Annotated in this window: 19 protein-coding genes; 3 read left to right on the forward strand and 16 right to left on the reverse strand. The window is 54.8% G+C overall.

The window, feature by feature from the left end; genetic code table 11:
* Positions 1–217: 217 nt before the first annotated feature.
* From QET40_RS10395 to QET40_RS10405, 3 genes are all read left to right on the forward strand, one after another.
* Positions 218–583 carry a MarR family transcriptional regulator gene (locus tag QET40_RS10395; protein ID WP_280127101.1) on the forward strand — a complete coding sequence of 122 codons (366 nt, stop codon included), beginning with the start codon at positions 218–220 and terminating at the stop codon, positions 581–583.
* 155 nt (positions 584–738) lie between these two features.
* Positions 739–2,913, forward strand: coding sequence for a discoidin domain-containing protein (locus tag QET40_RS10400; protein WP_280127102.1), 2,175 nt, complete (start codon positions 739–741; stop codon positions 2,911–2,913).
* Positions 2,910–3,788 (forward strand): hypothetical protein, encoded by an 879-nt coding sequence (locus QET40_RS10405; protein WP_280127103.1) that lies wholly within the window; start codon positions 2,910–2,912, stop codon positions 3,786–3,788. The genes QET40_RS10400 and QET40_RS10405 overlap by 4 nt, the downstream gene beginning before the upstream one ends.
* Before the next feature lie 91 nt (positions 3,789–3,879).
* On the opposite strand, the gene QET40_RS10410 is transcribed toward QET40_RS10405, so the two are convergent.
* The 16 genes from QET40_RS10410 to QET40_RS10485 form a co-directional block, all read right to left on the reverse strand.
* Complete coding sequence (locus QET40_RS10410) at positions 3,880–6,126, reverse strand: NPCBM/NEW2 domain-containing protein (protein ID WP_280127104.1); 2,247 nt, start codon at positions 6,124–6,126, stop codon at positions 3,880–3,882.
* Between the two features lie 26 nt (positions 6,127–6,152).
* Positions 6,153–7,118, reverse strand: a complete 966-nt coding sequence (locus QET40_RS10415; protein ID WP_280127105.1) for a thioredoxin family protein — start codon at positions 7,116–7,118, stop codon at positions 6,153–6,155.
* A gap of 49 nt (positions 7,119–7,167) precedes the next feature.
* Positions 7,168–7,737 carry a DJ-1 family glyoxalase III gene (locus tag QET40_RS10420; RefSeq protein ID WP_280127106.1) on the reverse strand — a complete coding sequence of 190 codons (570 nt, stop codon included), beginning with the start codon at positions 7,735–7,737 and terminating at the stop codon, positions 7,168–7,170.
* A 156-nt stretch (positions 7,738–7,893) separates the two neighbouring features.
* Entirely contained in the window at positions 7,894–8,661 is a 768-nt protein-coding gene (locus QET40_RS10425; protein WP_280127107.1) for a succinate dehydrogenase/fumarate reductase iron-sulfur subunit, read from the reverse strand.
* Positions 8,662–8,697: 36 nt separating this feature from the next.
* Positions 8,698–10,656: a fumarate reductase/succinate dehydrogenase flavoprotein subunit gene (locus QET40_RS10430; RefSeq protein WP_280127108.1), complete on the reverse strand. Its 1,959-nt coding sequence runs from the start codon at positions 10,654–10,656 to the stop codon at positions 8,698–8,700.
* Between the two features lie 21 nt (positions 10,657–10,677).
* Complete coding sequence (locus QET40_RS10435) at positions 10,678–11,394, reverse strand: succinate dehydrogenase cytochrome b subunit (RefSeq protein WP_280127109.1); 717 nt, start codon at positions 11,392–11,394, stop codon at positions 10,678–10,680.
* Between the two features lie 159 nt (positions 11,395–11,553).
* Positions 11,554–12,993 (reverse strand): carbon starvation protein A, encoded by a 1,440-nt coding sequence (locus QET40_RS10440; RefSeq protein ID WP_280127110.1) that lies wholly within the window; start codon positions 12,991–12,993, stop codon positions 11,554–11,556.
* Between the two features lie 164 nt (positions 12,994–13,157).
* Positions 13,158–14,168, reverse strand: coding sequence for a 2-hydroxyacid dehydrogenase (locus QET40_RS10445; RefSeq protein WP_280127111.1), 1,011 nt, complete (start codon positions 14,166–14,168; stop codon positions 13,158–13,160).
* 21 nt (positions 14,169–14,189) lie between these two features.
* Positions 14,190–14,939 (reverse strand): 2,3-diphosphoglycerate-dependent phosphoglycerate mutase, encoded by a 750-nt coding sequence (gpmA, locus tag QET40_RS10450; RefSeq protein WP_345783070.1) that lies wholly within the window; start codon positions 14,937–14,939, stop codon positions 14,190–14,192.
* Between the two features lie 207 nt (positions 14,940–15,146).
* Positions 15,147–16,340 (reverse strand): tetraacyldisaccharide 4'-kinase, encoded by a 1,194-nt coding sequence (lpxK, locus tag QET40_RS10455; RefSeq protein ID WP_280127112.1) that lies wholly within the window; start codon positions 16,338–16,340, stop codon positions 15,147–15,149.
* 143 nt (positions 16,341–16,483) lie between these two features.
* Positions 16,484–17,185, reverse strand: coding sequence for a C4-type zinc ribbon domain-containing protein (locus QET40_RS10460; protein WP_280127113.1), 702 nt, complete (start codon positions 17,183–17,185; stop codon positions 16,484–16,486).
* 72 nt (positions 17,186–17,257) lie between these two features.
* The gene (locus QET40_RS10465) at positions 17,258–17,971 is read right to left on the reverse strand and encodes a thioredoxin family protein (RefSeq protein ID WP_280127114.1); all 714 of its coding nucleotides are present in this window, start codon (positions 17,969–17,971) and stop codon (positions 17,258–17,260) included.
* 60 nt (positions 17,972–18,031) lie between these two features.
* Complete coding sequence (locus QET40_RS10470) at positions 18,032–20,785, reverse strand: DEAD/DEAH box helicase (protein ID WP_280127115.1); 2,754 nt, start codon at positions 20,783–20,785, stop codon at positions 18,032–18,034.
* Between the two features lie 283 nt (positions 20,786–21,068).
* Complete coding sequence (locus QET40_RS10475; protein WP_280127116.1) at positions 21,069–21,962, reverse strand: hypothetical protein; 894 nt, start codon at positions 21,960–21,962, stop codon at positions 21,069–21,071.
* A 26-nt stretch (positions 21,963–21,988) separates the two neighbouring features.
* The gene (locus QET40_RS10480) at positions 21,989–22,936 is read right to left on the reverse strand and encodes a YdcF family protein (RefSeq protein WP_280127117.1); all 948 of its coding nucleotides are present in this window, start codon (positions 22,934–22,936) and stop codon (positions 21,989–21,991) included.
* A 38-nt stretch (positions 22,937–22,974) separates the two neighbouring features.
* Positions 22,975–24,147 (reverse strand): aminoglycoside phosphotransferase family protein, encoded by a 1,173-nt coding sequence (locus QET40_RS10485; RefSeq protein ID WP_280127118.1) that lies wholly within the window; start codon positions 24,145–24,147, stop codon positions 22,975–22,977.
* Positions 24,148–24,491 lie beyond the last annotated feature (344 nt).

The following is a 24,491-nucleotide window of genomic DNA, read 5'->3' on the forward strand; positions in this document are numbered from 1 at the left end:
AATTTTGGATTCTCCTGCGGAATAATCCGAAGACGTATGAAATATTTACAATAGGGAATAGTTGTTGTTTGACAACAAAATGAAGATGAGTTACTAACGCGATGTGGATATACCCCCTCCTCCAGGTAACCAGATATTCTTCCGGATACACCGTGTTCTGGATAAATTGCACGAAAATTTTTTATCGACGCGTAGTAAAGAGGATGTCGATTGGCTCTTGAATTTGACGGCCCGTCAAAAGCATGCCTTGGTTGCCGTCAGCCATATGACGTTGCGTACGCCGGAGGGTATTCCTCTGAAGGAACTGGCGGAGGTTTTGGGGATGGCTCTGCCGTCGGCTTCCGTTTTTGTAGAAGGCATGGTAAGGAAAGGGTTGTTTGTACGGACTCAGAATCCCCACGACAGGAGGTCAATTTGCATTACGTTGTCTGAAAAAGGGAAGATGAATTTCAAAATGCTCTGTTCCTACATGGATGAAGAAACCCGTAAGTTGATGGATTCGGTGCCTCCGGAAGAGCGGGCTATTTTTGTCAAGATTGTGGATCAGTTCTACAATCAGTTGACAAATCAGCCTTCCGATTGATTCGGAAAAGGTTGGTGGGAGAAAGCCGGAATGGATAAATTGCATTGAAATCGGGAAAAAGAGAAAGTTCCCGAGGGTGTTTTGCGTATTAGTATGATGTACGAATGACGGTGCCGGAGTGTATGCCGGTTCCGTAATCTTCTTTTTCCTTTTCTATGAAACCGTATTCCATTGCTCTATTGTTAAGTTGTTTTCCTGTAGCGCTGCCGCTTTGCGCACGGGCTGCGGGAGAAGAGCCTCCGCAGCCGCCTCAAGAGGCTGGGGCTCCTCGTCCAGGGAATGTTCAAGCCGTATTGAACGGCGATTTGCAGGCCTGCCTGGATTTTGCCAAATCGCCGGATTCGTCCAAAATCATTTACCGCTGGCTGATAGAATCAACCATTCCGAAAGAGACATTGGAACAACTCGGGAAGAATGGCTTCTTGTCCCGCTTTGCCGGTGATCAGGAATGGATGGAAGGATTTTTCAATTCCGGTCCGGTTCCAAATATCGGATTGGCGTTGGAGAAATTAGCTGCCTTGTATCGGCGAGATCCCAAAATAGCATCCCATCCTCTTTATCGTAAATTGGCGACGGCTACTGCTCTGGAATACGCGCGCCAGTCCGACAAGGAAATGAATAATCCGAAAAAGAAGAAGGATTTTCATCCATCATGGACGGATGAGCGCATGTTCCAAACCTACGATTATTACAGGACAAGCCATGCCAAAGGATTGTTGAATCCCGTATTCGATACCCTGGATTACTGGGATATGCGTATTCTGACCGGGCGCGGCCCGGGAGATTGGACCTCTCCCGAGTCCTTGACATGGCTCCGGGATAATGTCCGCCTGCCCGCCCAGCAGTATGTGGGGGCCTGCTGGCAGGCTCCCTACCGTTTGCACAACGAATTTGGTGAGAGTATCCATAGCGGAGCCAGCTATTATGCTCCGTTTGACGGCATGTTCAAAGGGGGGCGGGCCGAGATGACTCGCGAGGTCGGTGCCGTGTGCGGCGGCCTTTCCACCTATGGGGCGACGGCGGCTATAGCCAATGGAGTGCCTGCGCTGACAATGGGGGAACCGGGGCACTGCGCTTATACGGTGAGACCGGACAAGGAGTGGGTTCCGGCTTATTCCCTCTCATGGAAACGCGGATGTCACTGGAATTTCTATGGAGAGAAATGGTCCCTCTTGATTGCGACTCAGAATACGTTTAGCGATAAAGCCGCCCGCGACTTGTCCGGCAAGCTTGTCGTGCTCGGAGATGCTGCCCGCAAGGCTGGTCATAAAGATCGTGCCGGAGAACTTTACCGGGCGGCTCTGGAAGTGCAACCGATCAATTTTGCCCATTGGCAGCAGTATCTGGACTGGTGCAGTCGGGAAGGCGGTTTGGGACGGAACCAATGGCAGGAGGTTTCCCGTCAAATCGTGAATGCTTATGGAAAGGATTATCCCGAGATTGCCTGGATGCTTCTGTCCGGGAAGGTTTACCCTGTGCTGATCCCCCTGCTGGAGACGCCGCAAGAAAAGGAAGCTGAAATCCGGAACTTCCATCAGAGCCTCGACCGCATGAAACCCGCCAACTGGGATTTTCCCGGAGCTCTTGCCAAACAGATGGACTACCTCGGCGGCGATGAGGCTGCGGCCGGTACGATGATGAAAGTCTTGATGGATGAACACATGAAATCCCAGGATTACGTAGCTCCTTCCCTGGTCTGGTGTTCGGAGTTAACGGCGGCTTATCCGTCCCTCAAGGATCAGTTTTACAAGTCGGTGGCCTCCGCAGGCAGTGATATCGGAGACAAGGTTCTGGAACAACTGGCTTCTTCCATCATCATGCAGGCCGAAAAAACGGGCGACATTCAATCCTTCCAGGCGGCAGGTTCGTTGCTCAAGGATCGTTTCCACCCCAAGTTGCCGCGGTTTGATCCCTTCCCGGGGGAATTGCTTTCATCCGGCGGCATGCTCATTCCCAATTCCGTTCATGAACGTTACGGTCCACCCTGGCAGCACTGGGGCGTTCTGGAAGCCTGCGGCGGTTTTTTCCATACAAATAACAAAGAAGATGCGACCGAGGTCAAAGTCATTCTTCCCCGCATGGGTGAACTTTCCGGGATTGTAGTTGTTTCCCGCAAGTCGCATGTGGAACGCGGAGATGGCACGGTTGTTGAAGTTTCCGAAGACGGTTCCGATTGGAAAGAAGTCGGAACCATCGAAAAAATGCAGCAGGTTCAGAGGATTGATCTGGGCGGCAAGAATGTCCGCGCCAAGTATGTTCGCCTGAAGTGCAACAGGAAGGATTATTTCCACCTGGATGGCATTCTCGTTTACGGAAGGAGGCTCGCATGAAAAAACTAATTGCTACATGTTGTTTATTTGCTGCAGGAGCTTTGCTCCTTCAGGCATCTGTCCGAATGGATGATTCTCCCGTTGAAGCCCGTCAGAAGGCTACTCGGGACCATGTTGATTGCCTGGTGCTGGTTTACGGCAAGGACTGGGACAGGATAGGTGCCGTATTTCGTCAAAAGGTCTGGAACCAGGACTCTGTCCAGCAAGCGATGGGGAACAAGACTGTCAGCTCCGTACTGGAAGTACCCCAGAATCTTTCGAAGGAAGAGAACGACATTTTTGAAAAGGACGTGAGGAAGAAGGTAGGGGCGAATGTTCGTTCCATGCCCGGCATTGCTTTTTTTGATGCCAAGGGGTTTTGCTATGCTTCGCTTTCAGGCAGCGATTTGCCCAGGGAGTCGATGCGGCTTGCGGAGAAGATCCGTCAGACGATGGAACTCCGGGCCAAACGGGATGCCTTGCTGGCGGAAGCCTCCCGCAAGGAAGGCCAGGAGAAAGCCCGGCTCCTCTGCATGGCTGGAGAAATCCGCGGGATTAACCGCGATCCGGAGATCCTCAAAGAGTTGAAGAAATGCGATCCCGAGGACAAGTCCGGCTATGTGGGGCGTTACACTTTCAATGTGTTCGACCTGCAACCCAAGCTGAAGGGCGTTTCCAAGGAAGAAGGGTTGAAGATTCTCGATGAAGCATTGAGAATTCCCCGTTTGACAGCGGAGCAGAAACAGAAGATCTATGGTCTCCGCGGGTCGTTCCTGCGTTGGCAGAAGGCGTCTGCTGCCGAGCAGAAGGAAAATTACAAGAGGATGCGCGACCTGGATCCGAATTCCTTCTACGGCAAGGCTGCTGTCAATGCCTCGAAGGCTTTTGCCCAGTAAAAAACTGAGCGGGCATTTCCGGTCCGCAGGAAAAATAAAACGTCCTCCGGCACGCAACACAAGTGCCGAAGGACGTTGCCATTGGTAGAGGTTATTTGAACGAGACTTCGGATTCGGGCGTTTGCTGCAGGTCGCAATCGCCGATGTTCCAGGAACGGGTCGGTGTCACTTGATTGCCGATGATGCGGATGTCCGCGCAGCGGCGGAAGATGAAGGGCTTTTTGCCCCAGCCTTTGAAGTCGTTGTTGTAGGTGATTTTGTTGTTCTTGAAGAGCAGGTTTTGCGTGGAAATGGCGAACAGGAGAGGTACATCGAAAGTATGGAATACATTGTTTTCGATACGTACGTTCCGATGGTAGTATTCTTTTTGGTTCTGGAGTTGCCGTACCTCGGGATAGATAGCGATGACAGCTTCCGTAAACTGGTAGCGGGATGTGAGATTATTGGTGAATGTGTTGTTGCGGATGAGGACGTCTTCGCAGGCTCCGCTTTCGTACCAACCCTGGGCATCTCCGGCCAGAAGGATGGCGGAGCCGGATGAATGGTCGAAGTTGTTGTTTTCGACGATGACCCTTTTCGGCGTCGTGAACAGGGAACCCCGGGCACGGTTGTTGCGGACGGTGTTGTTGCGGAAGGTGACGGCCGGGTAGTAGTCTCCGTTTTCGACGGCATCGCCTACCCGGACGTTGGACGGAATAGGGGTGGTCAGGGTAATCAACACTTCCTCCGTACTAAGTTTGCGGACATGCGCAACTTTGGCTTTCTCTCCGGGCTCCAGCGTCGGTCCGGCGATAAAGCGAAGCGTTTCTCCGGGCAGGAATACTTCAAAGCCGACGGATTGTCCGTGCATGTATTTGCAGCGGAGCGTTTTGTCGTTGATAATTTCCTGAATGCCGAGGCAGGTTGAATGGACGTTGATCGCATCGTCCATCATGCCTTCATAGAGGCCGTTTTCAGACAAAATCAAGCCTTTGCAGTTGGAATAATGGGTTGCGTCCGCACCGGAGGTGGAGACATTGTCGGTTCCCTTGCGGATGAAGACGCCACCTCCGTTGAGGTGGATGTTTTCCGAACGTTGGGCCAACAGAGCCATACCGAAACTGTGATGGATGGCGACGTTATTGAGAGTCGTGTTTTTAGCGCGGTAGATGACACTGGCCGGATGGGGACGTCCCCAGGTACGGAGTGTCAGAGTATCTCCGGGAAGGAGGCCTTTGCTTTTCAGATCCCAGCCCTTGAAGAGGATATTGCCTTTTCCAAGATCTTCCACCGAACCTGAATAACCGATGTCGGAGGTACCTTCGACAATATGGTTGGTGCCTTTCCGAAAGGCTATGGCGCTGGTAATGCCTCCAGTCCAGCCTTCTCCGATGAATTGGATTTTCCCGTCGGAAACTTGGTAAGGAAAAGCTTTTGGATCAATGGTGGCTTTGAAACCATCGTTCGTGAAGTCATTGATTTTGGCTTCGGAATAGATGGGACGTTCAAAGTCGATGGCGAGATTATTGACCGTTACGTTGGAACTGTCCATGACCAGCAAGGGCAGCATGGAGCCGTGGAAGACGAAGAGGGAGCCGTTGCCTTCAATCGTGACGTTACCCAAATCGGCAAGTGGAACGCCTACCGGGTGGATGACCGGTTGGTCGTGGTTGGAAATATGGAAACTCATGCGTAATGCCTTGTCGGCATAGAAATGGTATTCTCCTTTCGGGATGACGAGGGTACGTTTTATCCAGGGTCCTTCCCGCATGGCGGACAAGGCGGCTCTCAATTGTTCTGTCTGATCTTCGCGAATGCCGGGTTTGAGGCCGAATGCCGATGCATCCACCCTTTCAGGGATAGCGCGGCGTTCTGCCTTGATCCGGCTGAGTTTCCATCGGAGGTTGACCCAGTCGGCATGGTCGTTATCGTTGCCGTCCACATCATCGGCCATCAGATAGAGTTTTTTTGCATCAACAGGAACGGTGACTTCAAATGGGGCTGCCGGCATTCCCTTCTTCATCAAGGGGGATTCCCAAAGGACATTTGTACCGGACATGATGCGGAATCGGACACTGCCGCCTGCTGCTTCATCATCAATGCCGCAGGAGCCGCACAGAATATCCTTGTATCCCCCCGGGGTGTTAATGGGGATCATGGAGGCGGCGTGGGTTCCGATACCTTCCTTGTAAGTTTGCCCGGCAATAGTCAGCGGTTTACCTTCAATGGATAGGTTGCGCCGGGTTTCTCCGTAGGCCTGGCGCGTCATGACCAGGTCGGTATCGGATACGACGGGAGGGGTGGCGGCCGTTGCCATGCCCATGCAAGTGAGAAGCAATATGGTGGATGCGAATTTCATAAAAGAAGCGAGGGAAAAATGTGAAGTTATTGCAGTGTTGCGGCGGGAATGGCATTGATCACTCTCCTGTCTCCCGTTTGCTCCAATTCTTTTTTGATTTTTTCGGCAGTTTGCCCTTCTTCGGAAGCCGGGTCGACAGCAATGATGGCATCGAGGTCTTTTTTATAAAGTTCGGTGGCTTCCTTCTGGCGTGCCCGGAAGGAACCAATGGCCATGGGGATCATGATTTGTTGACGGATGCAGGGCTCCAGATCTTCCCGCTTCAGCATGGTTTTCAGAGCTTCTTCGATTTTGACGAGATCCGTTTTATTGTCTTTGTAGATGGTCATGATTTCCTTGCGCTGGGAGATAATACGTTCCTTGCGGGCGGTATCGGCTTTGAACTGACAGGTATCTTCAGGATCGGACTTTTCGATTTCAGCGATGACTTCGCCGTAGAATGGAGCCCAGAGGCTGGAGTCCATCGTTTTTAATCCATCATAAAGAGCGGCGGCTTTTTCTTTTCCGGAAAGGGATCGGGCACGGGCGAATGCTTCGTCGCGTTTGATTTTACCTTGATCCCAGGATTCTGCCGCCTTGATGAACTCGGCCGGTTTCAGGGGGGCTCCTACGCTCTTGGCGTAGGGCAGTCCGTCCTTGTCGGTCATGACGATGGAAGGGTATCCGGTGATACCCATTTTTTGAGCTAGCTCCCTGTTGACCTCTTGCTGGTTTTCAGGAAGAGGTTTCTTGCGGGGGAAGTCCAGCTCGAGGAAGATATACTTGTCTGCCAGGGCTTGTTCGAATTCCGGCGAGCTGAGGACATCCTTGTGGAGGATTTTGCAGAAACCGCACCAATCGGAACCTGTAAATTCAATCATGACGGGTTTGCCCGTCTCTGCAGCTTTTGCATAGGCTTCATCCGGGGTGGTGAGCCAGGTAATTTCAGCGGCGGCAGGCAGGACGGCTGCTGCAACGGCTAGAATGGCGCTTCTGATGGCGATGGATTTCATGATAGAAATATGGGAAGGACTTTGAAGTGATTGGGCGGCCGGTGGAAAATTAGTCTTTGGACGGGCAACCGTAGATCATGCCTTTTTTGAGAGCTGCGACTTCTTCGGTTTTGCCGAAGTATTCCCCCAGGGCGTAGCCGAATGCCATGGCGGAACCAGGACCGTTGGCCGTGAGAATTTTGCCGTCGATGGTGACGCGGTCCGGCATGATCGTGGCACCGGCAGCCCGGATTTCGTCATGAACGGCTTGATCGGGATAGGCGGAAACTTTTTTTCCGGACAGAATACCGGCTTTAGCCAAGGCGATTGGGGCGGCACAGATAGCGGCAACCGTTTTGCCGGAGGAGTATGCCTGGCTGATCAGGGCAGTAACGGCGAGCATGTCGCGCATGAACCAGGAACCGGGGCCCCCCGGCAGGATGAGAGCTTCCATGTCATCCAAAGAGATTTTGGAAAGAGTGGTATCGGTCAGTACCGTTATGTTGTGGGCGCCCTTGACTTCCCGGCTTTCGATGCCGGTTGTGACAACGTCAAATCCAAGGCGGCGCAGAATATCGACGGGTGCGGAAAATTCGATTTCTTCAAATCCGGGAGCAACAAGAACGACGAGTTTTTTCATATACCGTAGACTAGGGTAGAATCCTCTCTATTCCAAGAGAGAATCAAGCGAAGGTTAGACATGCAGGCCGAATGATGTTTCCGGCATGAAAAGAGAATCCCCTCTTCCTTTGCTGTCAAGGAAGAGGGGATCTGCGAATGGATATGTGAATGCTCCTTACGGACGGATGCCTTCTTTGGCGCAGGCAATCATATACTCGCGGTTGAGGCGGGCAATGTTATCGACGCTGATGCCCTTCGGGCAGGCGGCTTCACATTCGTAGAGGTTGGTGCAGTTGCCGAAGCCTTCGGCTTCAAACTGCTTCATCATGTTCAGCACGCGGCGCGTACGTTCCGGATGACCTTGCGGAAGCAGGGCAAGCTGGGACACTTTTGCCGAGGTGAAGAGCATGGCGGAGGAGTTCTTGCAGGAGGCAACGCAAGCGCCGCAACCAATGCAGGCGGCGGAGTCGAATGCTTCGTCGGAGAGGTGTTTCTCGATCGGAATGTTGTTGGCATTCGGAGCGGAGCCCGTACGGACGTCGATGTAACCGCCGGCGGCAATAATACGGTCCAGGGCGCTACGGTCGACGACGAGGTCGCGGAGGATCGGGAATGCCTTCGCGCGGAAGGGTTCAATCCAGATGGTATCGCCGTCCTTGAATTTGCGCATGTGGAGCTGGCAGGTCGTAACCTTGCGTTCGGGGCCGTGAGGCACACCGTTGATTGTCAGGGAGCACATGCCGCAGATACCTTCCCGACAGTCATGGTCGAAATGGATCGGCTCTCCGCCATCGTTGACGATACCTTCGTTAACGATGTCGAGCATTTCCAGGAAGGAGCAATCTTCGGGAATGTCCTTGGCTGCGTAGGTCTCAATGCGGCCTTTTGCCTGGGCGTTTTCCTGGCGCCAGACTTTGAGCGTGAGATTAAGGGTTTTAGCCATGGTAAATCTTTTCTCTGTAAATGGTTCTCGTGTTGCTTACTTGTAGCTGCGGACGGCCAGGTGGACGTTATCGAACGTGAGCATTTCCTTGTGCAGGATAGGCAGTTGATCGACTCCGTTGAATTCCCAGGCGGCGACGTAGGCGTAGTCCTTGTCGTTACGAAGGGCTTCACCGTCTTCAGTCTGGTATTCGGAACGGAAGTGACCGCCGCAGGACTCGTTGCGGTGCAGGGCATCATAGCACATCAGCTGGGCGAATTCGAGGAAGTCGGCCAAGCGGTCGGCTTTTTCGAGTTCGGCGTTGATGCCGGTAGCGCTGCCGGGGATACGGACATTCTTCCAGAAGGCTTCGCGGATCTTGGGGATCTCTTCGATAGCCTTCATGAGGGATTCCTTGGTACGGGCCATACCGCAGTTTTCCCAAAGGATGAGGCCGAGTTCGCGGTGGAAGGAATCCACGGTGCGGTTGCCCTTGACGGACATGAGTTTTTCGATGCGATCCTTGACTTCTTTTTCCACAACGGCGAATTCCGGGGAGGCCGTGGTAACGGCTCCGGGCTTGGTATTGGCCAGATAGGCGGGAAGTGTGGTCGGGATTACGAAGTAACCGTCGGCCAGACCCTGCATGAGGGCGGAAGCACCGAGGCGGTTGGCCCCGTGATCGGAGAAGTTGGCTTCACCGAGGACATGCAGGCCGGGGATGTTGGACATCAGGTTGTAGTCAACCCAGAGACCGCCCATCGTGTAGTGCACGGCGGGATAGATCATCATCGGGGTTTCGTACGGGTTTTCGTCCGTGATCTCGTGGTACATGTCAAACAGGTTGCCGTACTGGTCGGCGATCTTCTCCTTGCCGACGCGGTTGATGGCATCCTTGAAGTCGAGGTACACGCCGAGACCGGTTACGGCAACGCCGCGACCGTCGTCGCATTGTTCCTTGGCGGCACGGGAGGATATGTCACGCGGGGCCAGGTTGCCGAAGGAGGGATATTTGCGTTCCAGATAATAGTCGCGTTCGCTGTCCGGCACATCGATAGGCTTGATTTCCTTGCGGCGCAGCTTTTCGGCGGTTTCGCGGGATTTGGGTACCCAAACGCGACCGTCGTTGCGGAGCGATTCCGACATGAGGGTCAGTTTGGACTGGTAGTCGCCCTTGACCGGGATGCAGGTCGGGTGGATCTGAGTGTAACAGGGGTTGGCAAAGAAGGCTCCGCGTCGGTAGGCCTTGTAAGCGGCGGTGACGTTGCAGCCCATAGCGTTGGTGGACAGGAAGAAAACGTTTCCATAGCCGCCGGTGGCGAGCAGAACGCAGTCGCCGGCGTAGGATTCGATTTCGCCCGTGACGAGGTTGCGGCAGACGATGCCTTTGGCTTCGCCGTCAACGAGGACGAGATCCTGCATTTCGCGACGGGGGTACATCGTGACGGATCCCTTGGCTACTTCTTTTTCCAGGGCCTGGTAGGCGCCGAGAAGGAGCTGCTGACCGGTCTGACCGCGGGAGTAGAAGGTTCTCTTCAACTGAGCGCCGCCGAAAGAACGGTTGTCCAGAAGACCGCCGTATTCACGACCGAAGGGAACGCCTTGGGCGACGCATTGGTCAATGATGTTGGAGGAAACTTCGGCGAGGCGATACACGTTGGCTTCACGGGCGCGGAAGTCGCCTCCCTTGACGGTATCGTAGAACAGACGATATACGGAGTCGCCGTCGTTCTGGTAATTCTTGGCTGCGTTGATCCCGCCCTGGGCCGCAATGGAGTGGGCTCGGCGGGGGCTGTCCTGATAGCAGAAACACTTGACGTTGTACCCGAGTTCTCCAAGCGTCGCTGCGGCGGAGCCGCCGGCAAGTCCGGATCCGACGATCAGGATGGTGTATTTACGCTTGTTGTTGGGGTTGATGAGCTTGGTTTCAAGCTTGCATTTGGTCCACTTGTCCTGAATCGGGCCGGCGGGAATTTTTGCATCCGGCATCCAGTCGCTTGTAGGAAAATCAATCATGGCTGTGTCGTGAGTTGAAAATTACTTGATAAGGCCGAGGAGGATGGCAACCGGGATGGAGGCAAACCCTGCGCAGATGACGAATGCGTAACAGATGGCGATGAAGTTGTAGAAAGGACGGATCTTTCTGGAGTTCAGCCCCAGTGTCTGGAAGATGGACTGCACGCCGTGGCGCAGGTGGGAGAAGAGCATGACGACGGCCAGAATATAGAATCCGGAGATCCATACGTTGCTGAAGCCTTCCACGATCATCTTATGGACATCCCAGGTTTCCGTTCCTGCCAGTGAACCTGTCTGGAACACATATTGGAAGTCGGCGGGATTCAGATTGACGCGCACCGTGTACTGCAACAGGTGGTATACGACGAATACGAGGATCGTTAAACCTGTATACACCATGTAGCGGGAGGAAATCGTTGCCGCGATCGTGTTCTTGAACTGGTAGGGATCGTTGCCGCGCGCCGCCCTGTTTTCCAATTTCAACTGGAGTGTCAGGCAGATGTGGATCAGGAAGATTACCAACAGTCCGAGACGAATGCCCCACAGTGCCGCTTCCGGCATGGAGTGCAAGCCATAGGCATACATGTTGATGGCGTCTGGTGCCCCGTAGATTAATAAGTTTCCGACCAGGTGTCCGGCAAGGAATAGTACTAACGACAATCCCGTCAAAGCCACAATAATTTTGCGGCCGATAGAGGATGTCACAAATGTGCAGGCTGTCTTTACTAGTGCATTCATAGGCGCTTTAGCAAGTGCGTATCGAAGGACATACCCTCATGGAGGACGCATGGCAAGCGCCGAGTTGCCTGGAGGAAACTTTTATGCTCTAGATAAAAATGATTCTAAATTATTTGCTCGAAATGACCGAATTGGTGCGGTGAATTTCTGAAAAACTCTTTAGAAACGGCTGCGGAAATGAGAACGGCGGTGCGGGGTGACCCTCTTGATGAGTACGGGAACGAGTGCCAGGGAGACGCACCAGCCGATGACCATGGAGATGCCGTGCGGAAAACCGAGGCAGATTTTATCCGTCAGAAGATATGTGATGCAGACTGCCGTCAGGAATACTCCGGGAATCGTGGCGTACCAGTGGACTCTGCCGCTTCGTCGGAGGAATACGGCAATACTCCACAGGGTGAAGCATGCAATACATTGGTTGAACCAGCCGAAGTAGCGCCAGATGGTGTCGAAACTGAGCTGGGTCATGACGAGGCAGATGGCCAGCAGCGGGATGGCGATGGCCAGGCGGGGAGCTATGCTCTTCTGGGAGACATGCAGGGCATCCGCAATCATGAGCCGGGCGCTGCGCAGGGCTGTGTCGCCCGAGGTTATGGGAAGAACGACGACGCCTAGAATGGCGAGGATGCTGCCCGTATGACCGAGCATGGAATTGGAAGAATCAAAGACGACTTTGCTGGCACTTCCCGCTTTGATCGCCTCATTCATGGCCTCTGGCGATTGGTAGAAGGTAAGCCCCACGGCGCACCAGATCAGGGCGATGATGCCTTCGGTAATCATGGGGCCGTAGAAAACGGCACGGCCCTGGCGTTCCGATTTGATGCAGCGCGCCATCATCGGGGACTGGGTGGCGTGGAATCCGCTGATGGCTCCACAGGCAATGGTGATGAAAAGCATGGGCCAGACGGGAAGGCCGGCCGGGTGCGTTCCGAAGGAGATGGTGCACTCCGGGATGATCTCGGAGCCGCAGAAGAAAAGAGCTCCGAACATGGATCCCGCCATCAGGATCAGGCAGATGGCGAAAAGCGGGTAGATGCGCCCGATGAGGGCATCGATCGGCAGGATGGTGGCGGCAAAGTAGTAAAAGAAGATAAGTCCGGCCCATACGGGCATGCTCATGCCGGTCATGTTGGACAGGAGCTGGGCCGGGCCGGTGGCAAAGACGACGCCGACCAGGATGATGAGGATGATGCAGAGGTAGCGGATGATTTGCCTGGAGGAGTTGCCCAGGTACTTGCCGATCAGTTCCGGAAGGCTCATGCCTCCGTGCCGCAGGGACATCATACCGGAAAAATAGTCGTGGACGGCTCCGCCCAGGATACAACCGAAGGTGATCCAGAGCATGGCGACAGGACCGTACAGGGCGCCCAGGATGGCTCCGTACACAGGGCCGAGCCCCGCAATGTTCAGAAGCTGGATCAAGAAAATCTTCCACGCGGGCAACACCATGAAGTCGACCCCGTCGGGCGAGGCCACGGCAGGCGTCAGTCTTTTGTCGCTGGGGCGGAAGACCCGCTCCATCAACTTTCCGTATGTGAAATACCCGGTGATGAGCAGGGCAAAGCAGAGTAGAAAATAGAAGGTGCCGTTGATGTGCATGGAGTGAGCCGGGTTGCTGGGAACCGGAGAATCCGGGGCAGGTTAGTAGCCGTATTTCCGCATTGCAAGCAAAAATGTCCGGACAATGTTATCCTAACATGCTGAAATAAAACGGGCATTGATTCCGGCCCGCCATGGGGGACTATGGAATGGCTGTCGGAAGACTAGGTTCCGGATGTGACAAGGTTGGCGAGAGGCTTTCCTTGAATAAAATCACTGATATTCTGGAGAGTAATGTCGGCGATGTTGTGAAGGGCTTCCTGCGTCAGGAAACCCTGGTGGGAGGTTACGATGACATTGTTGAAGGAAAGCAAGCGGGCAAGAGTGTCGTCGTCAATGATTTTATCGGACTTGTCTTCGTAGAAATAGTCTCCTTCTTCTTCGTAGACGTCGAGACCGGCAGAACCGATTTTTCCGGATTTCAATCCGTCGATCAAGATATCGGTATGGATGAGTTTTCCTCGTCCGGTATTGATGATCATCACTCCGTCTTTCATGTTGGAAATGGCGCTGCTATCGATCAGGTAACGTGTCTGGTCGGTCAGCGGACAGTGCAGGGAGATGATGTCTGCTCCGGCATATAATTCATCCAGGCTCGTGTAACGGAAACCTTCCGCCCGGGCGTAGGATTCGTCGGGAAAGGGGTCGTAGGCGAGGATGTTCATGCCAAATCCTTTCAGGATACGGATGACGATGCGGGCGATCTTGCCGGTACCGATGATTCCTGCCGTTTTAGCGTTCATGTCGAACCCCATGAGGCCATGAAGCGAAAAGTTTCCGTCGCGAGTCCGCCAATAGGCCCGATGTATTTTGCGGTTGAGGGATAACATGAGCGCTACGGCATGTTCGGCAACGGCATAAGGAGAATATTGAGGTACTCGCACAACGGGTAATCCGTTGTCGGCGGCGGCGTGGAGATCCACGTTATTGAAGCCGGCGCAACGCAGAGCCAGCAACCGGACTCCGTTGTTTCGCAGGGCGGCGATGATTTCTGCATCGGCAATATCGTTGACAAAGATGCAGACGGCATCCATGCCCTGGGTCAGGGCAATGGTGTTCATGTTCAAAGTTCCTTTGAAATAACGGAGATCGAAGCCGAACTGTTTGTTGGATATATCGAAAAACCGTATATCGTAAGGCTTGGCGCTGAAGAAAGCTGTTTTGACCGGATTCATGGTGCGTGCGGCAGGGGGGGCTCAGGTACGTTGTTTGGCCTGATTGGCGACGGCTTCCATGAGTTGGCGGATTTCTTCCGGGTCTCCCAGGAAGTAATCGTTGACCGGGTTCAGATTATAGTCGAATTCGAAGACGTAGGGGATGCCTGTGGGGAGGTTGAGGTGGACGATTTCCTCATCGGAGATGTGTTTCAGGTGTTTGATGATGCCCCGGAGGCTGTTGCCGTGGGCGACGACGAGGATTTGATTGTGATTTTTCAGCGAGGGGAGAATGGTCGCGCTCCAATAGGGAAGAATGCGGGCAATGGTATCTTTTAGGGATTCCGTGGCGGGGAGTTGCATCGGCGCTACTCCGCTATAGCGGATGTCATGCATCGGATGGCGAGGATCGGCCTCTGTCAGAGCCGGGGGGGCGATGTCGTAACTTCGACGCCAGATGAGGACTTGTTCGTCTCCGTACTGTTGTGCGGTTTCGCTTTTGTTGAGTCCCTGGAGGGATCCGTAGTGTTTTTCGTTGAGGCGCCAGTCTTTTTCGACGGGTATCCAGTCCTGGTCGAGTTTGTCCAATACGCCGTTAAGGGTTTTGACGGCTCTCTTCAAATAAGAGGTGAAAGCTTTGCCGAACAGGAACCCCTCTTTCTTCAGGAGTTCCCCCGCTCTCAAGGCTTCCCGGACTCCCTTTTCCGTGAGATCGACATCCGTCCACCCCGTAAAACGGTTTTCCCGGTTCCATACGCTTTCTCCGTGGCGCAGCAAAACGACTTTTTTCATGACAATATAGCTTTTTAAGTAAGAGCTCTTTTAGGAGAAAATCGTTCAAGTAAAAGGGTATCACAGAGGCGAAAAAGCAAACTGTGCCGGATTCATCGATACAAATCGGGAAAAGCCTCAAGTGAAATGCTTGAGTATCTGGCCCGATTGATTGACGGAAGGCGTTTTAATGGATTCCGTGCAGTTGCCGGAGCAGGGATATGGGCTTTAGATATCCCATTCGTGCATGGGTTGAGGACCGGAGAGGGCACAAATACGGTCAATAAGTTGATCCCAGGCTTCTTTACCTTCGAGGATATCTACTTCAATGCGGAGGAAGAAGATGGGAACGTCCAGAGGGGTATCGGGCTTCTTCAGGCGGACGGCGTCTTTTTCCGTGGTGATGATCATCTGCATGTCGCGATCGGCGCAACGTTCGTAGAATTTATCCAGATCATCCTGGTCGAACCAGTGATGGTCGGGGAATTGTTGCGTGAATTCTACTTTGGCACCCAAGGCATGAATTAAACTTTCGAAGCTTTCCGGACGAGCGATACCGCTGAAACAGGCAACCCATGTGTCGCGGAGGGCAGAGAGGGGGAGGCGTTCTCCGGTGAAGACGTTTTCGATGTATTTGGGGGCGTGGTTACTGATGATGATGTCGGCGTCCTTGTTGTATTTCCGGATTTCACGGACGAGGTCATCCTGGGGTTTGCCGTTGCTTTTGGTAAGGATGATATAGTCGGCGCGTTTCAAACTGCTTTTGGGTTCCCTCATGGTTCCTCGTGGCAGCATGGCTCCGGTGCCGAACGGTGCTCCGCAGTCGACAAGGACGATATCGATCTCGTGACCGAGATTCAGATACTGCATACCGTCGTCGAGAATGAGGGTGTCGCTGCCAAGATGTTCGATGGCGAACAGGCCGGATTTGACGCGGTTGCGGTCGACGAGGACAGCAACGTCGTCCAGGTTTTTGGCGAGCATAAAGGGTTCGTCCCCGGAGTAGAGAGGGGAGAGGTAGCGCGTTGTGCCGTCGCTGCAGATTTTGGGGATGTTTTCGACTTGCTTTCCTTGTTCGTCGAGCCATTTTTGCTTTTCGGTGAGGTCGGCGCTTTTATAGCCTCGGGTGAGGATGGCAATGCGTCGGCCACGGTCGCGCAGGGTACGGGCGAGTAATTCGACGACGGGAGTTTTGCCGGTTCCTCCTACGGTGATATTGCCGACGCTGATGACAAGTGTGCCGAGTATGCTTTGTTTGACGATGCGTGAAGCAAAGAGTTTCAATCGCAAAATAATGACTGCACGGAATACCCAGGAGGCGATGCGGAGAATGACCCTCATAGCCCCTGCACGGAAGCCTTTTGCCCGGCCGAAAATGACTTCGGTTCCCCATTGTTCGAATTCTTCCGAGCGAGTTTGCATGGTCGTTGGCGTTACGTTGGCGGGCGATGTCCGTTAAGGGACATACTACCATGATAGAGCTTGTTTTGCAAGCTGAGGTACAACTTATACCACCTCCTTCCGGGGGGGGAGCTGGCAGAAGGTGGTTTTTGGGGAGGATGGAATCAGTAAAGGATGCGTCCGCAGTTTTCGCAGTGGGCGACTTCTTTGCCGGACTGGACTTTGAGATGGGTGCCCCGGGTGAGTTCCATGTGGCATCCGCTGCAACGTCCCCGGTCGTCCATGGAGACGATGACGGGCAGGCCTTTGCTTAAACTCATGCGTTCGTAGGTTGAGACGATGTCGGGATTGATGGAGGAGGCGATTTTGTTGCGTTCGTCAATGAGTTCCTGAAGGGCGGTCTGGGTTTTCTCTGCGGTGCGTTCGAGACGGGCGAGCTCTTCTTCGACGCTGGTGCGGACTTCTTTGTAGCGGGCGATGGTCTGGGTGGCTTTTTGCCTGGCGTTTTCGAGGGAGTCCATTAATTCGAGAGCACGGGTTTCCAGTGTATCGATGATGGATTCCGCTTTGGCAATTTCGGTGTTGAAACGTCGGTATTCGTCGTTTTTCCGGGTTTCGCCCTGCTGGATTTTCATCTTGCCGATGAGCTGGCGCTTGGTTTCGATCTCGTGTTCTGTATCGTGAATGGCCTGTTCGGTGTCGAGGACGAGTTGCTTGGCTTCTTTGGCCTTGCGTTTGAATTGTTCCAGCCGGTGGGTAATCAACTCTCTTTGTTCCGGGAGAGAAATGAGTTCCCTTTTCATACGGGTGATTTGGGTATCTTTTTCCTGAACAATGAGAAGGATTTGAAGTTCATCAGGTGTCATGGTGTGTGAGTTGGGACTTGAGTTTTTATGGGCGGGCTGGAGGAAGAATGCTGTCCCGAAGCCGGTGATGGGTTATTTTTTCCCGGTTTTCCCATAGACTTTCATGGGAAGGCCTTTTTCGACGACTTCTCCATTCTGGTCGAGAAGGAATCCGGTGGGGATGGCAGGCGGAGAGATTTTCTGCAGAGCCGGGATTTTGTTCCAGTCTTTTTTCGCGATAATGGGGAAGGGCATGTTTTCTTGTCCGCTCCATTTCTTGGCGGCTTCTTCATCATTGTCGCAACTGACCAGGATGAGTTCCACCTTGGGATCCTTGGCGATTTTTTCGTTATAGAGCTGGACGACTTTAGGAGCTTCGGCCCGGCAGGGAGGACACCAGCTGGCAGAAAAGAGGATGATGAAGGATTGAGCGGTTGGCTTGATTTTGCCCTGAAGGAGGGTGGATGCAGTGAGTTCCTTGCCGAGAGGTGTTGTGTTGGTCGCCTGAAGTTTGGCGATTTCCGAGGGGAATTTGCCGATGAAGTCGGCATTTTCTTCCAGCCATGTACGGTCTTCTTCACTCAATTTGTCGACGGGGAGGACGATGGCGGTTTTGCCTTTGGGTGTAATGGTGGCTGTTTTGCCGTCATAGCGGGAGACTTTTCCGGAGAAGGATTTGGAAGGATCTTCCGAGCTGGTCCAGTTGCGAACGGGATTGAAACCGGGTGCCTGGTCTTTTCCTTGGTCTTCGGCCGAGACATGGAAGGCAAAGAGGCAGGCGAGGGCGGAGATAAAGATCTTTTTCATAAGGGCACTCTGGGTTCGTAATTTACTTATAAGGGATTAAGTGGCTCTTGTCAGTGAATTTCAATGTCCGGTGACGAGTTTTTCTATTTCGGAGGCGTTCATGTGGATCAAGAGTTTCTCAAGTCCTTCGCCGAAGAGGGAGTCTGCCATGCCTTGCTTGGCACGCAGGAGGTCGTCGATGCGTTCTTCGATGGTACCCCGGCAAATCAGTTTGTGGACAAGGACATTGCGATGCTGGCCGATGCGGTAGGCTCGGTCGGTGGCCTGGTTTTCGACGGCGGGGTTCCACCAGCGGTCGAAGTGGATGACGTGGGAAGCCTGGGTGAGGGTGAGGCCGGTGCCTGCGGCTTTAAGAGAGAGGACGAGGAAGGGCGGGCCTGCGTCTTGCTGGAATTGCCGGACGATTCCCTGCCGGGCGGGGATGGGAGTGCCGCCGTGGAGCAGGAGACCGTCGCGATGGAAAATGCCGGACAGAAAATCGTGCAGCGGGTCGATCATGCTGCGGAACTGGGTAAAGAGGATGAGTTTTTCCTGCCGGGTGGCAATTTGTTCGGCTAGCTGGCGCAGGCGTGTGAATTTGCCGGATTCCTCTCCGGAGAATGTTCCTGTGCCGAGGTATTGGTCGGGATGGTTGCAGATTTGTTTGAACCGGGAGAGGAAGGGAAGGATGAGTGCAAGGCGCTGGGCGGGATCGGGTTCCTCAAGGACGGCATGGAGGGCCTGGACTTCCGCATGGTAGAGGGCGGCCTGGCGGGGGGTGAGGGTGCAGTAGGCGTTGAGCTCTGTTTTGTCCGGGAGGTCGGGAACGAGGTTTTTGTCCGTTTTCATGCGGCGGAGGATGAAAGGGCGGACGAGCTTTTTGAGCGGAGTGTAATCGCCGTTGAGGCGTTGCGTAAAGGTGTCGAAGTGTTTCCTGCCGCCGAGGAGGCCGGGATTGAGGAATTCCATGAGGCTGTGGAGCTCTGCCAGGTTGTTTTCGACGGGTGTGCCGGAGAGGGCGACCCGCATGGGACTGTGGAGTTCACGGATGGCGCGGGTACGCTGCGAGTCGCCGTTTTTGATGGCTTGGGCTTCATCAAGGACGATGGCGGGGAAGTCCAGATCGCGGAGCCATCCTGTGCGTGTGGCCATGCCGTAGCTGGTAATGGCAAGATCGGTACCGGAGAAGAAACGGGCAGGGTTGGCCGGGGCTTGCTCCGGGAGGGATGTGGAGGAGGGGTGGAGGAGGGTCGCACGGATACCGGGCGCAAAACGGGAGATTTCGTCCTGCCAGTTTCCGAGGAGGGATGCCGGAGCGATGATCAGTGGCGGGATACCGGATGTGTTCTCATGGACGATGTGAAGAAGCCATGCGATGGCTTGGAGGGTTTTTCCGAGGCCCATGTCGTCGGCAAGGCAGGCGCCGAACCCTCGTGAGGTGATTTGGCGCAGGAAGCGGACTCCTTCTCGCTGGTAGGGGCGCAGGATAGCTCTCAGATGGCCGGGAATATCGTCGCAGTCGTCATTCTGGCCGGAGGCCGGGGACGTGAGGGCGCGGAGGGCCTCCCGGAGCCCGTGGCCGGGTTGCAAGGCACAGTCGTCGTCGGGTGGGGGAAGAGGGGGGAGGGTGTCGTTGGGGCCGTTGATGAGCAGGCGGAGTCCCCGGATGAGGGGGATGCCGAGGTTATTCATGAGACGGGTGGCCTGGCTCCATCGGTCGAGCAGGAGACGGATTTTTTCGGGGTCGGCGGCAACCCATTCTCCATGGAAACGGACGAGGCCTTCGCCCTGGGCGAGGAGTTCTTCAAGTTCTTCCTTGGAGATGGCGCGGCCACCCAGCGTGGCGGCCACGGAGAAACGGAGAAGGGAATGGACGGAAAAGGTGCGGACGGGGGATTCTTCTTCACTGCCGGCGGTGTCGGCCGTAACGGCGATTTGCAGGCGAGGAGGGGCTTTTTTCCATAGGTTGACGATGCGGACGATGATGCCGGCATTCTCCATGGAAGCGGTGTCCTGGAGAAAGGCATAGGTGCGGGCAGGCGTCCAGGCCATGGGGGAGTAGATTTCCCGGGATTCGAGGAGCTGCCGGATGAGAGGACTGGTCTCTGCCGCTTTGCGGAGGGGCTGGAGCAGGGCCAGCATGGCGCGGTGGTCTTCGGCATACAAGGTGAGGGCTGAGGCCAGCGGGAGGTGGCTGATGGCTCCTCCGGAGGAGGCCTTGTGGGCGAAGGTGGCCATGAAGGCGAAGGGATGTTCGGCATCGTCCCGGTTTTCTGCCAGATGGAAGAATACTTTGCCAATGCGGTTCCAGGGCTCTCCCAGCCCTTGCAGCCAGTCTCCGAGGCTGGAATGGCGCATGCCGGTGGCGGAGGAGATGTGGGCGGCCAGTTCCCGGTGCCAGCTTTGGAGGATGGCTACGGTGAGGTATTCGCTGCCGGGTACGGCGGGGAAGGAGTCCAGAATGCGGACGGCTTGCGGGGATGGAGGAACGAGGGCTTGCAGGGCGGCGGGATCATCGTCGGGGTTCTCCGCCAGGGCGTGAGCCAGGCGCGTCAGGGCATCCCGTACCATGGTGCGCAGGAAGAAGGCGGCCTTTCCGGCCTCCGGCGGCCAGGCGCTGGTGCCGACGGCGAGCAGGCCGGAACCTGTGCCGTGGGCGAATGCCCCGGCAAAAGGCTGGGTCCTGTAGACGATGTTCCCGGTGGGCGTGATGGTGAAGTCGTCCGTATGCTCCATCATCTCCGTATCGTGCGCAGCGGCGCCATCCGGTCGGGGGCGACTGGCTGGAAAAACCGGATCAGGCGAAGGATCGGAGGCTGGAACTTGGTGCGGCACTCATTTCAGTTTGCCTGAGGCGGACGCAGGGACAAGGATTTTTCCCGCATGCCGGCCGGAAAAAATTCCGGGGAGAAAAAGAGGGATGGATAGGAAACAAATGTGCAGACCGAGTCAAACTCTCCCTGTCTGGATGAGGGTGCGGAGGGACAAGCAAGCGGGGGAGGACTCCCTCATCGGTACGCCTGTTCTTCAAGCTGTGTGAGGGAATCCTCCCCCGGTCAAGGGGGGGCGGAGCAGTAGGATGATATCCGTCTTGCCCGTAATTGTGAAATACCCCGGTTTAGAATGTGTAGGAAGCGCTGACGCCCAGATTGACCGTGAAATTGCGGTAAACCGTTTCTTCAGCGCGCTTGCCGGCGGCGATTGCTCCGTTGCCGGCCCAGATCGTGCTGACGAACGGCGTTACCGTGACATGCTGGGACACCTTGCAGGGAAGATCCAGATTCAGGCTGAACCCCTGGGTCCCATTGGAATTCAGAGACGTGCTGTCGAAATAGCCGGACGAGGCGGTCCACTTGGCGGAAACGACGGCTGCGGCATGCGGGCAGAGGTCGAATTTGTAGCCGAGAGCGGCTTCATACCACCACCCGGACATCCATTGGGCCGTGTACTGCAACCGGACATCGGCGAAAAGCCCCTTGAGGGATTTGTTGCCGAATTGCCCGAAATCATAATGGACATCGAATACCAGCGAGTGTTCTTCCGGTTGATTGCTGTCGAAAATCACCGAATTGCGCTTCCCTTTCCTGTGGGTATTCAGCGCACCGGGAAGGCCGCCGTGAACGAATTGGTAACCGAGCGTCGTCGTCAGAGCGGGGTTCCAGCCTTTGCGGAGCCCGAGGAGGAACGTGCCTTCATCGCACAGGGCGCTACTGTCACGATGATGTTCAAAACTATTGGCCGTCATCCAGTCATAGCGGAGTCCGCCCACGATGGCGAAGTTGTCCTGCAGGTTGTACTGGCCGGTTATTTCGATCGGAATCACGTTATCCGTGCTGGAATCGGCGAGAACCAGCCCGCGGCTGATATACTTCGCCTCGTATCCGGCGGAAACCGTAGCCTTGAAAGCTCCGGGCTTCGCCGTGCAATAAGCCGGTACCACGACATCAGCAGATGCGATGGAACCCATGACCGCAAGAGCGGCCGCCAAGGAAGTCAATGCAGATCGCTTCATAATAGTTTCACTAATACTTGCTTTTTTTAGGAAATACAGAAAAATCTAGTGCATCCGCCGCATTTTTCCTTGGAAACCGTACGCTCCGGAAGCATGGGAGAAACATTTTCCTGAATCAAGGGAGGTTTCTCTTGGACAGGAGGAAGTTGCCGGAGCCCTTCGTTTTGTGGGGATGTTCCCCGGGCCCGGTATCCGAGCAGGCTGTATACGGCATTGCCTATCCACTCATTCAGAAGCTCCTGCCACTTGAAAGCGATTTCCCAGGAGGGATAGAACGAGCGGTGGTTGAGCTGATTCGGGAAGGGTGTAATACCGACGGCATACCAGTCGGGATGCCATCCTTCGGCGGCAAAGCATCCCAGGCTCCGTTTCATGTGCGAGGCGGATGTGATGAGCAGACAATCGCGGTCGCCGATGCCCAGGGGCTTCAGCATCGCGATGGAATAAACGGCATTTTCGCGTGTATTGAGCGCTTGCGGTTCCAGCAAAAAGACATCGCGGGGAACTCCTGCTTCTTCCATGTACTTCAGGAACAACTCCTCCTTGATGTGCCCTTCGTCCTCGGACGTGATGCTGTCGCCGGAAATCAGGATTTTTCCCACCTTGCCCATGTGATACAGCCGGACGGCTCCCCAAAGTCGGTCCGCACATGAATTCGGGTAGAGGACTGCCCCGGTATCCGGGTTCACCATGCTGAAGCCGCCCATGACGAGGGCAGCCTTGTAGTGTTTTCCCTCTATCTCGCGCGGGTGGGCCCAGACTGCCGTCTCGCGCGCCTTGACGTAATCGAACAAAGGACGGTCCGTGAACACGAGAAACACGAACAGGCTGCCATACAGGCAAACCCGGCTCCATCGCCTCCGCACCTTGCTTTCCTTCCGGTTCCTGAGTACCGCGAAAGCTGCCAGCAGGAGGAACATCCACGTCGTGGGGGCCAGAAAGAAATTCAGGAGTTTGGAAAGCTCGAAAAACATATCGTCACTTCTTGTCCGGCTTTAGGGGAGAGCCCGGACTAAGCTTCGTAGCCCTCGGGGCATTCCTGTTCGTGTTCGTGCATGATTTGGCGGACGCAGGCCTGCATTTCCTCCATGCGGGCATCCATGTCGGCCACCAGCTTCAGCTGGGTTCTGGCGCGGGCGAGATTGTGCCCTTCGCGTTCCGTCTTGAAATAAACGTCCCCTTCGAGGTAATCCGTCAGGAAGCGGATGCCCGTTTCCAGTGTGATCAACAGACCGGAAAACGCCAGCAGATCCGCCTCCTTCGGCGTGATGAATCCGCGGGCGGAGCGGAGGTAGCCGCGGGTCACCGCTTCAAACATCGGCATGCGCAGGAACGTTTTCGACAAATCTTCTTCATCCTCGGCAGCCGGGGACGTCATCGTGCGCACCATGTCGCCGAAGTCGTAAAGCGCGCTTCCCGGCATCACCGTGTCGAGGTCGATCACGCAGACGGCCAGATCCGTATCCTCGTCCAGCATCACATTATTGATCTTCGTATCGTTGTGGACGATTCGCGTCGGGATTTCACCCTGGGCGAGGAGATCGAGGATGACGTCCACGCAGGATTCGTGAGCCCGGACAAATTCCAATTCGCGGGCGCAGGATTCCAGACGGCCTTTGGGATTTTGGCGCGCCACCTCCATCAGCCGGTCGAAACGCCGCCGTGTGTGGTGGAAGTACGGAATCGTCTCGTGAATATCCGCCGGATTCATGTCGCAGAGTAGTTCCTGGAAGGCTCCGAAAGCCTGGGCCGCTTCATAAGCTTGCTGCGGTGTTTCCGCGACATCATACGTGTGCGTATGCTCAATACAATTGTAACACCGCCAGTATCCGGCTCCGGGAAGCTCCAGGTAATTTCTTCCGCCGCGGGCCGCATACAGATTCAGCGTCTGGAATTCATGGGGGCGGATCACCCTCCTCATCTTCCAGAGGATATGCCGCGTCACCTTCTCCACATTGTGCATCACATCGCGCGGCCGCGTAAACACCGCATCATTGATCCTCTGGAAAATATACCGGCTCACCTTGCCGTTGTGGGAGGCGTACTCCGCCCTGAAGGTCATATTGATGTGTCCGCTGTTGATCACATCGTGCCGCAGGAAATTCCCCTCAATGGCGAATTCATCGCCCAGGGCTGCAATCTGGTCTCGCAAAGACGCGGTATGGAAAACGGAAGAAAGGGGCATCTGGAATCAATTATTAACAAAATAAAGCGAAAATCAAAACAATTTGCGGCAATAAGGTTCCACCGCCTTAATGCGCGAAGAACAAAGTCGGACGGCTGCGTCGCGCTCTTCATTTGTTTTGAAGATATAAAGCGCATATCCTCCGAAACCTCCGCCAAGATATTTTTGTGCAATGGATCCGGAAATTCCCGGGAGTTCCTTCATTCCGTCATAAATCCTCAACCTCCTCTCCGCCTCCTCCATCTGCCCAGGGGATAGCTTAGGAAAGATGTATAGTTAGTTGCCCCAGAAATATTCGATGTGAAGTGCAGTTAAAATTTGTTGGCAAACCCGCTCAGAATATA

This window comes from Akkermansia sp. N21169, assembly GCF_029854675.1.
Classification (GTDB): Bacteria; Verrucomicrobiota; Verrucomicrobiia; order Verrucomicrobiales; family Akkermansiaceae; genus Akkermansia.

Excerpts from the sequence above, each read along its gene's own strand:
- QET40_RS10430 (WP_280127108.1), bottom strand. The coding sequence starts at position 10,656 with ATGATTGATTTTCCTACAAGCGACTGGATGCCGGATGCAAAAATTCCC.
- QET40_RS10440 (WP_280127110.1), bottom strand. The coding sequence starts at position 12,993 with ATGCACATCAACGGCACCTTCTATTTTCTACTCTGCTTTGCCCTGCTC.
- QET40_RS10485 (WP_280127118.1), bottom strand. The coding sequence starts at position 24,147 with ATGCCCCTTTCTTCCGTTTTCCATACCGCGTCTTTGCGAGACCAGATT.
- QET40_RS10405 (WP_280127103.1), top strand. The coding sequence starts at position 2,910 with ATGAAAAAACTAATTGCTACATGTTGTTTATTTGCTGCAGGAGCTTTG.
- QET40_RS10460 (WP_280127113.1), bottom strand. The coding sequence starts at position 17,185 with ATGACACCTGATGAACTTCAAATCCTTCTCATTGTTCAGGAAAAAGAT.
- QET40_RS10415 (WP_280127105.1), bottom strand. The coding sequence starts at position 7,118 with ATGAAATCCATCGCCATCAGAAGCGCCATTCTAGCCGTTGCAGCAGCC.
- QET40_RS10475 (WP_280127116.1), bottom strand. The coding sequence starts at position 21,962 with ATGAAGCGATCTGCATTGACTTCCTTGGCGGCCGCTCTTGCGGTCATG.
- QET40_RS10425 (WP_280127107.1), bottom strand. The coding sequence starts at position 8,661 with ATGGCTAAAACCCTTAATCTCACGCTCAAAGTCTGGCGCCAGGAAAAC.
- QET40_RS10420 (WP_280127106.1), bottom strand. The coding sequence starts at position 7,737 with ATGAAAAAACTCGTCGTTCTTGTTGCTCCCGGATTTGAAGAAATCGAA.
- QET40_RS10400 (WP_280127102.1), top strand. The coding sequence starts at position 739 with ATGAAACCGTATTCCATTGCTCTATTGTTAAGTTGTTTTCCTGTAGCG.
- QET40_RS10445 (WP_280127111.1), bottom strand. The coding sequence starts at position 14,168 with ATGAATCCGGTCAAAACAGCTTTCTTCAGCGCCAAGCCTTACGATATA.
- QET40_RS10465 (WP_280127114.1), bottom strand. The coding sequence starts at position 17,971 with ATGAAAAAGATCTTTATCTCCGCCCTCGCCTGCCTCTTTGCCTTCCAT.
- lpxK (WP_280127112.1), bottom strand. The coding sequence starts at position 16,340 with ATGCAAACTCGCTCGGAAGAATTCGAACAATGGGGAACCGAAGTCATT.
- gpmA (WP_345783070.1), bottom strand. The coding sequence starts at position 14,939 with ATGAAAAAAGTCGTTTTGCTGCGCCACGGAGAAAGCGTATGGAACCGG.
- QET40_RS10435 (WP_280127109.1), bottom strand. The coding sequence starts at position 11,394 with ATGAATGCACTAGTAAAGACAGCCTGCACATTTGTGACATCCTCTATC.
- QET40_RS10410 (WP_280127104.1), bottom strand. The coding sequence starts at position 6,126 with ATGAAATTCGCATCCACCATATTGCTTCTCACTTGCATGGGCATGGCA.
- QET40_RS10480 (WP_280127117.1), bottom strand. The coding sequence starts at position 22,936 with ATGTTTTTCGAGCTTTCCAAACTCCTGAATTTCTTTCTGGCCCCCACG.